Genomic DNA, 11,069 nt, shown 5'->3' with positions numbered 1-11,069 from the left:
GGGAAGGCACATGACCCGCACGCCCGTGAACGTCACCGTCACCGGTGCGGCCGGCCAGATCGGCTACGCACTGCTGTTCCGCATCGCCTCCGGCCACCTCCTGGGTCCCGACGTCCCCGTCCGCCTGCGCCTGCTGGAGATCCCGCAGGCCGTCAAGGCCGCCGAGGGCACCGCGATGGAGTTGGACGACTGCGCGTTCCCGCTGCTGTCCGGCATCGACATCACCGACGACGCCAAGACCGCCTTCGACGGCGTCAACGTGGCGCTCCTCGTCGGCGCCCGCCCGCGCACGAAGGGCATGGAGCGCGGCGACCTGCTGGAGGCCAACGGCGGCATCTTCAAGCCGCAGGGCGAGGCGATCAACGCGGGCGCGGCGGACGACGTGCGCGTGCTGGTCGTCGGCAACCCGGCCAACACCAACGCCCTGATCGCCCAGCAGCACGCGCCCGACGTGCCCGCCGAGCGGTTCACCGCGATGACCCGCCTGGACCACAACCGGGCGCTGTCGCAGCTGGCGAAGAAGCTCGGGGTGTCGGTCACCGACATCAAGAAGCTCACCATCTGGGGCAACCACTCGGCCACCCAGTACCCGGACCTGTTCCACGCCGAGGTCGGCGGTCGGGTCGCGGCCGAGGCCGTGAACGACCAGGCCTGGCTGGAGAACGAGTTCATCCCGACCGTCGCCAAGCGCGGCGCGGCGATCATCGAGGCGCGCGGCGCGTCCTCGGCGGCGTCCGCGGCGAACGCGGCCATCGACCACGTCCACGACTGGGTCAACGGCACGGCCGAGGGCGACTGGGTGTCGATGGCGGTCCCGTCGGACGGCTCCTACGGCGTGCCGGAGGGCCTGATCTCGTCGTTCCCCGTCACGGTGACCGACGGGAAGTACTCGATCGTGCAGGGCCTGGAGATCGACGACTTCTCCCGCGCCCGCATCGACGCCTCCGTGGCCGAGCTGGTCGAGGAGCGCGACGCGGTCAAGGCCCTGGGCCTGATCTGAGTCGAACCCCGCGGGAGGGCCGCCGCCGGTGGCCCTCCCGTGGCATGTTCGGTGCATGACCCAGTGGCCAGTGCCCAGCCCGAACCTGCCCGCCGACGTGCACCCGGCGCTCGCCGCCACCGCGTTCGCCGCCTCGGCCGCCTACGCCGGCGCGCGCCGCGACTTCACCCGCGTGCAACTGCGCGAGGAGGTCGCCGACGGCGCGGACGGCACGCCCACGATGCGGGTGGACGCGATCGTGGAGGCCGCGATCGCCGAAGCCGCCGCCGAGGCGGGCGCGAACCTGCTGTCCGAAGAGGCCGGGTTCATCGACAACGGTTCCGCCGCCACCCTGGTGGTCGACCCGGTGGACGGTTCCGCGAACGCCGCCATGGGCGTGCCGCTGTCCTGCTTCGCGGGCGCCCTGGTGCTCGACGACCAGCCGGTCGAGGCGCTCACCGTCTGGTTCGACACCGGCCGGGCCTGGTCGGCGCACGCGGGCAGGCCCACGCCCTACCGCACCACCGGCCGCACGACCCTCAAGGGCGCCTCGATGTGCATGATGCGGCCGAAGCGGGGCAGCGAGGACGCCTGGATGCGCGTGGCGACCCAGGCGGAGCGCATCCGCATCCTCGCCACCACGTGCCTGGAAGCGGTCCTGGTCGCCGAGGGCGCGGTGGACGCGTTCGCCGACCCCGGCTCGGACACCCACCGCCTGATGGACCTGATCGCCGCCCTCGTCACGGTGCCCGCCGCCGGGGGAGCGCTGCTCGACCTGCGCGGCCGGCCGCTGACCTTCGACCTCGACCTGTCCCGCCGCTGGTCGGGCATCGCCGCCGCCACGCCCGCCCTCGCCGACGACCTGATCACCACCATCCTGGGCTGACACCGTTCCCAGGTTGCCGTTTCGCTCATCCCGGTACCCGAGCCGCCCGCAAGCGCTTGCCCGGCTCGCCGCGCACGTCCCTCGCGCCCTCCGGAACTCCACCCGAACGTGTGACAGCCCGAACCTCCCGGCCCTCCGCGTCGCGCTGGAGCAGCCGGCCGAGCAGGGGGGCGCCGGGGTCTCGGTCAACGCCGTCGCCAAGCCGCTCCACCGGTACTCCAAGGGTGCGACGACCTGATCCGCGACGCGTGGCGCGCTGCTCGGCGTCCTGCCGCGCGAGGGCTCCGCCGCAGCCGGGCCGTCCACACTGGACACCCAGCTCGCGGGGTGGGCGAGCGGGCGCGGCGAGGGCGGCGTGCCCCCCGCCGTGCTGCTCACCGGCGTGCGTGCGTTCACCAGGCCGCACGGCGTGCTCAGCCTGGAGGTCTCGGGCCGGTTCGGCCCGAGGGGAACCGACCCGGCGCTGCTCTACCGCGCCGAGGTCGAGTCCTTGATCCTGGGTGATTCGGGGGTCCGGGGCTCGACCAGGCTGTCGGGGCCGGGGTAGACCAGCCCTTCGTGGCCGTCGGAGAAGCGGACCCGATAGGGGGGTGCACCTTCCCGGCCGCGCACTTCGAGGATCTCGCCGACCGTCTCGTCGAGACCAACCGCGCGGCTGTGGATGTGCAACCGGTCGCCTACTGTCGCGTGCATCTGCAACACCTCCGGTGCGTCACAGCGTAGGACTGTTCCGAAGGTACCGACAGCCTGACGTTTCCGCTCAGGCGCAGGCGCTGGACAGCTTCGCCACCTGGTCCAGCTTCTGCTGCGACCAGGTCGCGATGTTGGCCGGGTTCAGGTCCTCCAGGGTCACCTTGCCCATGGTGTCGGAGACACCGGTGATGGCGTCCTGGAGCGTGGTGTCGCCCGCCTTCGCGGCGAGCGCGTTCAGCTCCTCGGCCTTCTTCTGGGTCTCCTCCAGCGCCTTCTGCGGGTCGGTGGCGTCGGGCGTGAAGCCGGCCAGCTTGAGCGCCTCGACGCACAGCTGCGCCTTGTCCGCGGCCGCGCCGACCTGGTTGGCGGTGTCCGAGGCCTGCTGCACGGCCTCGCAGCCGGAGACCGCGGCGGCGAGTCCCATTGCCAGCAAGAGGGTGGCTACCGGACGACCTGCGCGCATGGGGTGCTCCCGTTCTGAGTGACCGTTTCGTCCGACTCTACCGACGCGCGTACAGCCGACGCACCACGTCGTCGATTTCCGGCTCGACGACCACCAGGTCGTGCACCTCCGCCCGTGCGGCCACGGCCGAGATCAACGCCGCCGCCGTGGTCTCGGTCCGGCGGAACGTGAGGCGGTGTCGCAAGCCGTCGAGCTCGACCCGGCTCGACGTCACGCCGGGCAGCCCGGCCAGGTCGCCGCTCGGCTTCTCCAGGTCGACCACCAGCACCCGGTCCGGCGCGACCTCGGCGCGCAGCTCCTCCAGCGCGCCGTCCGCGAGCACCGTGCCGCGGTCGATCACCACCAACCGGGGGCACAGCCGCTCGATGTCGTCCAGGTCGTGCGTGGTGAGCAGGAGGGTGGTGCCCCGCTGCGCGTTCAGCTCGGCCAGGAACTCCCGGAGCCGCTCCTTGGACTCCAGGTCCAGCCCGATCGTCGGCTCGTCCAGGACGAGCAGCTCCGGCCCGTGCAGCAGCGACGCCGTGACCTCGCCCCGCATCCGCTGCCCGAGCGACAACTGCCGGACCGGCGTGTCCAGGAAGGGCCCGAGCTCCAACAGCTCGGAGCACTCCCGCAACCGGCCCTCGTAGTCGCCCTTCGGCACCCGGTAGATCGCCCGCAGCAGCTCGAAGCTGTCCCGCAGCGGCAGGTCCCACCAGAGCTGGCTGCGCTGACCGAACACCACGCCGATCCGCCGCGCCAGCTCCCGCCTGCTCCGCGAGGGTTCCACCCCGCACACCCGGACGTGGCCGGACGTGGGCACCAGGATCCCGGTCAGCATCTTGATGGTGGTCGACTTGCCCGCGCCGTTGGGCCCGACGTACCCGACCGCCTCGCCCGCCGCCACGTCGAACCCGACCGAGTCGACGGCCCGCACCACCCGCTTCTCCCGCCGGAACCGGCCGACCTTGGCGGACACCGTGAACTCGCGACGCAGGTCGCGCACTTCGATCATGATCCAGTCCCTCGGTAGTGCCGAACGGCCGTCCGCCACACCAGACCGGCCACGACCGCCGCCGCGAGCGCGACCAGCGGTGAGATCCAGCCCAGGAAGACCGGACCGCCCAGCGGGTCGGGCCGGTCCAGCAGCGCGAGGGCGGGGTAGTAGGCGACGAACGCGCCGGGGATGACGAACGCGAAGAACCGCCGCAGCCACGGCCCGTAGACCGTGGCGGGGTAGGAGGTGAACGCGTTGCTGCCGTACGTGACGGTGTTGGCCAGCTCCTGGCCGTCCACGGTCCAGAAGCACACGGCGTTGGCCGCCACCCAGATGGACGAGAAGATCACCGCGCCGCTGATCGGCGCCAGGACGACCAGCCCGGCGGTCCACACCGACCACGCGATGTCGTTGTGGCTCAAGGCGTAGGCCAGCGCGCCGAGGCCGGCGACGATGCGCCCGACCTTCCGCAGGTGCAGGTCGGAGGCCATCATCTGCGCCAACGTGCTCAACGGGCGCAGCAGCAGCACGTCGAACGTCCCGGTGCGGATGCAGGTGGGCAGTTCGTCCAGCTGCCCGGCCACCATGTCGGCGATCCCGAACGCCGTGCCCGCGATCGCGTACATCAGCACGACTTCCGAGACCGGGAACCCACCCAACGCGCTCACCCGGTCGAACAGCACCAGGATGATCGCCAGCTCGGCGAGCTGGTTGACCGCCTGCGCGAGGCACTGCAAGAGGAACGACGCGCGGTAGGACACCTGCCCGCGCAACCGCGCGCCGACGAGTTTCGCGTACACCCGCTCAGCCACCGTGGACCACCAGCTTCCGCACCGCCCGGTTCAGCACCAGGTGCCCCGCGGCCAGCACGGCGACCGCCCAGAACGCCTGTCCCGCGAGGAAGGGCCAAGGGGAGCCGCGTTCGAGGAAGATGTCGATCGGCGCTTGCAGAACGGCCGCGAACGGCGTCGACCACACGATCGGCAACGCCCACTCGGGGAAGAACGCGAGCGGCACGGCCAGTCCGCAGAACAGCCAGGTGAAGGCCGTGTAGAGGGCTTGGACGCCGCGGTTGTCCAGGAGCCAGAACGTGGTCGCGCCGAGCAGGAACCGCATGCCGAAGCTGACGGCCAGCGCCAACCCCACGCTGATCGCGAACACCGGCGCGGTGCCGGTCGAAGGCCACCGGAAGGGGAAGAACAACGCGCCGAACGCCACCGGCGGCGCGAGCCGGACCAGCACGGCGTACCCCGCCCGGCCGACGTCCTCGGCGAACAACGCGAACTGCAGGTGCCACGGTCGGTACAGGTCGACCACCACGTCGCCGCTGCGCACCCGATCGGCGAGGTGCTTGTCGCCCCAGAGGACGACGACGGCCATCAGCCCTTGGCCGAGCCACACGTAGGTCGTAGTAGCGGCGATGTCGTAGCCGGCGATGGGCCCCTGCCCGACGGCTGCGACCAGCACAGCCATCCTGAGCAGCCCGAACGCGACGTTCGTCGCCATCCCGGCGACCATCGCCTGTCGGTAGGTGGAGTACCTGCGGAATCCGGCCAGCGCCAGAAAGGCGTAAGCGCGCACGTCTGTCCACCCTAGGAACCGGCGCAACCCGATTACCGCCGGCGCGGTTCTAGGTGCGGGCCCGCACCCACCCGGAAAGCCGCTCGCGCACCCCCTCGTCCCGCACCTGCGGCAGCACCGGCTCGACCGCCCGTGCCACCGACTTCCCGTACCGGCCGGACAGCCCGTCCTCCGCCATCACGTCCTCCGCCAGCACGTCCGGGTCCGCCGCCCACGCGCCCAACGACCGCGCCACCCGGGCCCGCAACGCGAACCGGTCCGCGACCGCACGGGCCCGCCGCACCCCGCTCCGCTCACCGCCGTGCGAGGCGGCCAGCGCCACCGCCGCCCACGCCGCCCGGTTCACCGGGGTCCGGTCCTCGTCGTACACCCGTCCCTGGGCGAGCACCCGGACCCACTCCCAGTCGTTGGCGTCACCCGCCGCGCCGCTCGTCACCGCGCCGCTCGTGGCCGCGTCGTTCATCGCCGCGTCGTTCATCGCCGTGCCGCCAGCACGCCGTCGAGCAGCCCCGGGAACAACGCGTCCAGGTCCTCCCGGCGCAACGAGCTGATCCGCGACGTCCCCTGCGGCCGGACGCGCACGACACCCGCCTCCCGCAACGTCCGCACGTGGTGGGTGAGGGTCGACGGCGTCACCCCCAGCGGCAGCACCCCGCACGAGAGGCCCTCCTCGTGCGTCGCCAACGCGCGCACGATCCGGAGCCGCACCGGATCGGCCAGCGCGTGCAGCACCGACGCTATCCGGATCTCGTCCCGCTCGGGGTGGGCCAGCGAGGTGGTCATGACGTCCATACTACGAGACCTGTCGAACTTTGATGAACGTCGTAGTACGGTCGGCGTCGCAACATCACTCGACCGGGGAGCTCACATGTCGGCACGGACCTACCTGCTCGCCGCCGGGGCGTTCGCCATCGGCACGAGCGGGTACATCGTCTCCGGTGTGCTGCCGGCCGTGAGCGAGGAGCTGGACGTCTCGCACGCGACGGCGGGGCAGCTGCTCACCGCGTTCGCCATCGCCTACGCGATCTCGTCACCCGTCCTCGCCGCCCTCACCGGCCGGTGGGAGCGCCGCACGCTCCTCGTCGTCGCCCTCGGCGTCGCCGCCGTCGGCAACCTCCTCGCCGCCCTCGCCCCGAACTACCCGCTGCTCCTGGCCGCCCGCGTCGTCAGCGCCCTCGGCGCGGCCGTCTACACACCCGCCGCGACCCTCGTCGCCACCGTCCTGAGCCCACCGGAACACCGCGGCCGGGCCGTCGCGCTGGTCTTCGGCGGCCTGACGTTCTCGCTGGTCCTCGGCGTGCCCGCGGGCAACCTGCTCGGCGGACCCCTCGGCTACCAGGGCGTGTTCGCGCTGATCGCGGCCGTCTCGGTGCTCGCCGCTATCGCCGTGCGGCTCTGGCTGCCCCGCGTCGACGCACCGCCCGCCGTCGGCCTGCGGCAGCGCTTCGCACCCGCCGCCGACCGCCGCGTGCTGATGGTGCTCGGCCTGACCGTGCTCGCGTGCCTGGCCGTGTTCAGCGTCTTCAACTACATCGCACCGCTGCTGGCCGTGACCGCGGACGTGGAGGGCGCCGCGGTCGGCATCCTGCTCATCGCCTACGGCCTGGGTTCCGTGCTCGGCAACTGGGCCGCCGGCCGCCTCACGGACCGCTTCGACACCCGCAAGCTGCTCGTCGTGCTCTTCAGCTGCTTCACCGTCGTGCTGGCGACGTTGCCCCTCACCATGGCGACCCCCGTGTCGGCCGCCGTCGCCCTCTTCGTCTGGGGCGCGCTCACCTGGTCGGCGAACCCGCCCATCCAGAGCTGGCTGATCGAGCTCGCACCCGCCAACAGCGGTCTGCTGCTGTCGCTCAACGCCTCCGCGATCTACCTCGGTGTCGGCCTGTCCGGCGTGCTCGGCGGCCTGGTGATCAGCTGGGTGGGCCTCGTCCCGCTGGCCCCGATCGCGGCGCTCCTCGCCTTGGCCGCCCTCGTCGTGCTGATCTTCGCGCTCAGGCCGGGTCAGGACCCGAAGGCGCTGGTGGTGACCTCGCCGACCCCCGGCTCGCTCGCCAGGCAGTGGAAGTAGTTGCGGTCGCCGTCCGCGAACGCCACGGCGGTGATCCGCCACGTCGACGTGTCCACGGTCGGGCGGGTGTTGGCCGCCATGGCCTCGGCCGTGCACACGTCGCCGACCTCCGGGGCCTTCAGCAGCTCGTCGCTGCCGACCTTGGGGATCGCGCCGGACAGCCAGCCACCGGCGAACGCCTCCCAGAAGTGCTCGACCGAGCAGTCGCCGGCCCGTCGTGCCGCGGCCTGCTCCCCGCCCGCGTTGTTGATGCCGTGGTAGCAGGTGGGTTCGGCGACGCAGTAGCCCGTCCCGCACTGCGCCAGCCGGGGCGGCGCCACCGCGTCGTCCTGCGCGTCGGCGCCCTGCGCGGTGGTGGTGGTCGAGGTGGAGGTGGTCGCGGGTGCCTGGTTGCGCGTCGCCCACCACCAGGTGCCGAGGGCGACGACCGTGGCCAGCACCGATGCGCCGATCACCAGCCCCCACGGCTTCTTGGTGGGCGGCCGGACGTAGCTCGACCCCGCCGCCGGCGGGAAGACCGGAGCCGACGCGGCCACCGGTCGTGGAGCCCGGTACGACTCCGCCGCCGGTCGCGGGGCCCAGGGCGACCCCACCACCGGACGCGGAGCCTGGGCCGGTGGCTCCACCACGCTCCGGCTCAACTCGTCGCGCAGCAGGGCCGCCGTCGCCGTACGACGGCCGACCTCGGGCTCCAACGCCCGCACCAGCGCCTCGTGCAGCCCTTGCGGCACCCCGGGCACCCACGGCACGGGCGACCGCAGCACCTGCCCCAGGTGGTCGAACGACTCCACGGGCCACGGCACCGGCCGGGGCGGCTTGCCCGCCAGCAGGTCGTACAACGTCGCCGCCAACGAGTACACGTCCGCCGCCGGCGTCGGCTGGGCCATCGCGAACGCCTCGGGTGGCGCGTAGCTGGGGCTCAACGCGTCCCGCGTGACCGTGCTGGAGCCTTCGGCGTCCAGCAGCGCCGCCAACCCGAAGTCGGCGAGCTTCACCGTGCCGTAGCGGTCCAGCAGGATGTTGCCCGGCTTGATGTCCCGGTGCAGCACGCCTTCCGCGTGCGCCGCGGCCAGCGCGTCCGCCAACTGCACGCCCAGCTCGCGCACCCGTGCCGCGGTCAGCGGCCCGTCGCGCTCGACCACGTCGGCCAGCGAGCCGCCCGTGCACAGCTCCATGACCAGGTAGGGCGTGCCCTGCGGGGTGAAGTTGGCGTCGTGCACCGACACCACGTGCGGGTGCCCGGACAGCCGGGCCGCCGCGTGCGCCTCGCGCAGGAACCGCCGCCGGTCACGTTCGCTCTGCAGCACCCGGTTGTCGATCTTCACCGCGACCTCGCGGTTCAGCTGGACCTGGCGGGCGCGGTAGACGGTGGCGAAACCACCCTGGCCCAGCGGCGTGAGATCGGTCAGACCAGGCAACTCCACGCCGGGACTCTAGCCCTTCACCGCCGCCCTGCCCGTCGTCTTCCCCTTCGCGGGCGCCTTCGCAGGAGCCTTGGCGGGCGCCTTCACCGCCGCCTTGCCCTTCGCCGCCGCCTTCACCTCGGCCTTCACCGGGGCCTTCGCTCCCACCGGACCACCGGCCTCGCCCCCGGCCTTGCCCTCCGCCTTCGCCGCCTTCTTGAACGCCCGCACCTCGGCCAACGTTTCGGCACTGGTCACGTCCGCGATGGACCGCCGCGAGCCCTCCTCGCCGTACGCCCCAGCCGCCTCCCGCCACCCGTCCGGCGTCACCCCGCGCTGCTTGCCGAGCAGCGCGACGAAGATGCGGGCCTTCTGGTCGCCGAACCCGGGCAACTCCTTCACCCGCCGCAGCACTTCCCGGCCGTCCGGCTTCCCGGCCTTCCAGATGTTCGCCGCCTTGCCCTTGTAGTGCTCGATCACGTGCAACGCGAGCGCGTGGACCCGACGCGCCATCGACGCGCCGTACCGGTGGATGGCGGGCGGCTGCACGCACAGCTCCACGAACGCCTCGACCTCGGTCTCCGCGATCTTCTCGATGCTGAACCCGTCCATCCGGTCCGCGATCTTCCGCGGCCCCGCGAAGGCGTGCTCCATCGGGAACTGCTGGTCCAGCAACAGGCCTACCAGCAAGGCGAACGGGTCGTCGCTCAGCAGCTTGTCGGCGGCCGGGTCACCGGTCAGGCGCAGCTTCTTCGGCATGCGCGCCATCCTCCCACCCGCTGCCCCGGCCTCACTTGGCGAACTCGGGGATCAGTTCGCCGACCAGGCGCAGGCTCTGCATGACGTCCTCGTGCTTCAGGCTGCCGACCTGGTGGAAGGCCATCAGCCGGTCGATGCCCATGTCCGCGTAGACGCGCAGCTTCTTCCGCGCCGGCTCCGGAGATTTGACGAACGACGGTACCAGAGTACCCTAGGGTACTGGAGGTGTTCATGGCTGCTCAGTCCGCTCCGGTCAAGGTCGATCAAGAGACGCATGCTCTGATCGCTCATGCGGCTACCGCGCTGCACATGTCGCAGAAGGATCTCCTCGCTGCGGCGGTTCGCGAGTACCTGAGTGGTCGTCGGGAGGAGATCAACGCCGCCCTGCGCCGCACGATGCAGATGATCGACGGCACGGAAGCCGGCCGGGTGGCCGTCCTGACCGGCTTGTCCCGCGAGCGCCTCGACGAGCTCGGTGGAGTTCGAGAGAGCTGATGGCCGTCCGCCCCACCCTGCGGTGCCTGCGCGATGATCTGGGGATCGCACCGCCACCGATCGACGACCCGTTGGACGAGATCGACCATCCGCTGATCCGGAAGGCCAACGAACAATTCGCCGTGCCGACCGGACCCCGTGAGCGCATCCGGTCTGTGGACGACGTGGTCCTGTTCAAGGTCAAGGTGCAGCGGTGGCGAGGAGCCGTTGTCGAAACGGGAGAGCCGAGTTGGCTCTTGGCGGCTGGAGTGCGGGAAGACGGCAGTCGCGATGACTTCTACGAAGCGCTCGCCACTGCGGCAGTGGCCGCACGTGCTCGGTACAACGCCGAGCACAGTCCGCCTCTGAAATCGCAGACGTGCTGCGAGCCGTGGCTTCCCGGAGATGATGACCGCGACCGGTACCGGGCTGAAGCGGGTGTTCGCATCCTGCGCACGCTGCGGGACACCGTGCGCCGACTGGTGCGCGCTTCACTGTTGGACGGGCACGAGCACGCTGATGAAGTCGCGGGCGCGGAACTCGGTGTGCTCGTCCAAGGCTCGGAGGAGCGGGGCACGTACGTAGCGCTGCGGATCACCGGTCCGGTGCCTGACAACATGGTGGCTGTGGTCCTCAGCCTCGTGCCCGGCTGTGACCGGGACGGGTGGTACCCCGAGTTCGCCATGCCGAACCGGCAGCTCCGTCCTGGTGAGCAGGCGTACTCCAACCTCATGGATCCCGCTGAGGCGGCACGGCTCCTCGAAGGGTGCGAAGCCGGCTAGTCGTG

General features: G+C 71.8%; 14 protein-coding genes and 1 pseudogene. 6 read left to right on the top strand and 9 right to left on the bottom strand.

The features are described 5' to 3' along the window. Nucleotides 1-10 precede the first annotated feature (10 nt). The 3 genes from ACQPYE_RS37170 to ACQPYE_RS37160 all read left to right on the top strand — a co-directional run bounded on the left by ACQPYE_RS37170 (nt 11) and on the right by ACQPYE_RS37160 (nt 2,412). Entirely contained in the window at nt 11-1,000 is a 990-nt protein-coding gene (locus ACQPYE_RS37170; RefSeq protein ID WP_498717793.1) for a malate dehydrogenase, read from the top strand. 55 nt (nt 1,001-1,055) lie between these two features. Continuing rightward, entirely contained in the window at nt 1,056-1,865 is an 810-nt protein-coding gene (locus tag ACQPYE_RS37165; RefSeq protein WP_498717792.1) for an inositol monophosphatase family protein, read from the top strand. A 355-nt stretch (nt 1,866-2,220) separates the two neighbouring features. Beyond that, complete coding sequence (locus tag ACQPYE_RS37160) at nt 2,221-2,412, top strand: hypothetical protein (RefSeq protein ID WP_498723108.1); 192 nt, start codon at nt 2,221-2,223, stop codon at nt 2,410-2,412. Here the strand turns inward: ACQPYE_RS37160 and ACQPYE_RS37155 are convergent. The 7 genes from ACQPYE_RS37155 to ACQPYE_RS37125 form a co-directional block, all read right to left on the bottom strand. Beyond that, the gene (locus ACQPYE_RS37155; RefSeq protein WP_123745377.1) at nt 2,334-2,558 is read right to left on the bottom strand and encodes a DUF1918 domain-containing protein; all 225 of its coding nucleotides are present in this window, start codon (nt 2,556-2,558) and stop codon (nt 2,334-2,336) included. The two genes, ACQPYE_RS37160 and ACQPYE_RS37155, sit on opposite strands and share 79 nt — an antisense overlap. 67 nt (nt 2,559-2,625) lie before the next feature. Next, a complete protein-coding gene (locus tag ACQPYE_RS37150; RefSeq protein ID WP_498717791.1) occupies nt 2,626-3,021 on the bottom strand; it encodes a bacteriophage spanin2 family protein in 396 nt (131 codons plus the stop codon). 37 nt (nt 3,022-3,058) lie between these two features. Then, nucleotides 3,059-4,015: an ABC transporter ATP-binding protein gene (locus ACQPYE_RS37145; RefSeq protein ID WP_498717790.1), complete on the bottom strand. Its 957-nt coding sequence runs from the start codon at nt 4,013-4,015 to the stop codon at nt 3,059-3,061. Then, complete coding sequence (locus tag ACQPYE_RS37140; RefSeq protein ID WP_498717789.1) at nt 4,012-4,809, bottom strand: ABC transporter permease; 798 nt, start codon at nt 4,807-4,809, stop codon at nt 4,012-4,014. The genes ACQPYE_RS37145 and ACQPYE_RS37140 overlap by 4 nt, the downstream gene beginning before the upstream one ends. After that, a complete protein-coding gene (locus tag ACQPYE_RS37135; RefSeq protein WP_498717788.1) occupies nt 4,802-5,578 on the bottom strand; it encodes an ABC transporter permease in 777 nt (258 codons plus the stop codon). The genes ACQPYE_RS37140 and ACQPYE_RS37135 overlap by 8 nt, the downstream gene beginning before the upstream one ends. A 49-nt stretch (nt 5,579-5,627) precedes the next feature. Further along, nucleotides 5,628-6,041: a hypothetical protein gene (locus ACQPYE_RS37130; RefSeq protein WP_498717787.1), complete on the bottom strand. Its 414-nt coding sequence runs from the start codon at nt 6,039-6,041 to the stop codon at nt 5,628-5,630. Nucleotides 6,042-6,052: 11 nt separating this feature from the next. Continuing rightward, complete coding sequence (locus tag ACQPYE_RS37125; protein ID WP_498717786.1) at nt 6,053-6,370, bottom strand: ArsR/SmtB family transcription factor; 318 nt, start codon at nt 6,368-6,370, stop codon at nt 6,053-6,055. Nucleotides 6,371-6,446: 76 nt separating this feature from the next. On the opposite strand from ACQPYE_RS37125, the gene ACQPYE_RS37120 reads away from it, so the two are divergent. Then, nucleotides 6,447-7,646 carry an MFS transporter gene (locus tag ACQPYE_RS37120; RefSeq protein ID WP_498717785.1) on the top strand — a complete coding sequence of 400 codons (1,200 nt, stop codon included), beginning with the start codon at nt 6,447-6,449 and terminating at the stop codon, nt 7,644-7,646. On the opposite strand, the gene ACQPYE_RS37115 is transcribed toward ACQPYE_RS37120, so the two are convergent. Together ACQPYE_RS37115 and ACQPYE_RS37110 are read right to left on the bottom strand one after the other, a co-directional pair. After that, complete coding sequence (locus ACQPYE_RS37115; protein WP_498717784.1) at nt 7,580-9,070, bottom strand: serine/threonine-protein kinase; 1,491 nt, start codon at nt 9,068-9,070, stop codon at nt 7,580-7,582. The genes ACQPYE_RS37120 and ACQPYE_RS37115 overlap by 67 nt on opposite strands. Before the next feature lie 165 nt (nt 9,071-9,235). Next, nucleotides 9,236-9,808, bottom strand: a pseudogene (locus tag ACQPYE_RS37110) (HhH-GPD-type base excision DNA repair protein); the annotation flags it as partial. Between the two features lie 225 nt (nt 9,809-10,033). Here ACQPYE_RS37110 and ACQPYE_RS37105 point away from each other — a divergent pair. After that, nucleotides 10,034-10,303, top strand: coding sequence for a hypothetical protein (locus tag ACQPYE_RS37105; RefSeq protein ID WP_498717783.1), 270 nt, complete (start codon nt 10,034-10,036; stop codon nt 10,301-10,303). Continuing rightward, entirely contained in the window at nt 10,303-11,064 is a 762-nt protein-coding gene (locus ACQPYE_RS37100; protein WP_498717782.1) for a hypothetical protein, read from the top strand. The genes ACQPYE_RS37105 and ACQPYE_RS37100 overlap by 1 nt, the downstream gene beginning before the upstream one ends. Nucleotides 11,065-11,069 lie beyond the last annotated feature (5 nt).

Source organism: Actinosynnema sp. CA-299493 (assembly GCF_050946825.1).
In the GTDB taxonomy this organism is placed as follows: domain Bacteria; phylum Actinomycetota; class Actinomycetes; order Mycobacteriales; family Pseudonocardiaceae; genus Actinosynnema.
Note: the sequence above shows the minus strand (reverse complement) of the source record. Positions and strands in the feature narration are given on the sequence as shown.

What these genes read in the sequence shown, in the direction of transcription:
- ACQPYE_RS37155 (WP_123745377.1), bottom strand. Translation starts at nt 2,558, where the DNA reads ATGCACGCGACAGTAGGCGACCGGTTGCACATCCACAGCCGCGCGGTT.
- ACQPYE_RS37150 (WP_498717791.1), bottom strand. Translation starts at nt 3,021, where the DNA reads ATGCGCGCAGGTCGTCCGGTAGCCACCCTCTTGCTGGCAATGGGACTC.
- ACQPYE_RS37100 (WP_498717782.1), top strand. Translation starts at nt 10,303, where the DNA reads ATGGCCGTCCGCCCCACCCTGCGGTGCCTGCGCGATGATCTGGGGATC.
- ACQPYE_RS37145 (WP_498717790.1), bottom strand. Translation starts at nt 4,015, where the DNA reads ATGATCGAAGTGCGCGACCTGCGTCGCGAGTTCACGGTGTCCGCCAAG.
- ACQPYE_RS37125 (WP_498717786.1), bottom strand. Translation starts at nt 6,370, where the DNA reads ATGGACGTCATGACCACCTCGCTGGCCCACCCCGAGCGGGACGAGATC.
- ACQPYE_RS37120 (WP_498717785.1), top strand. Translation starts at nt 6,447, where the DNA reads ATGTCGGCACGGACCTACCTGCTCGCCGCCGGGGCGTTCGCCATCGGC.
- ACQPYE_RS37130 (WP_498717787.1), bottom strand. Translation starts at nt 6,041, where the DNA reads ATGAACGACGCGGCCACGAGCGGCGCGGTGACGAGCGGCGCGGCGGGT.
- ACQPYE_RS37165 (WP_498717792.1), top strand. Translation starts at nt 1,056, where the DNA reads ATGACCCAGTGGCCAGTGCCCAGCCCGAACCTGCCCGCCGACGTGCAC.
- ACQPYE_RS37170 (WP_498717793.1), top strand. Translation starts at nt 11, where the DNA reads ATGACCCGCACGCCCGTGAACGTCACCGTCACCGGTGCGGCCGGCCAG.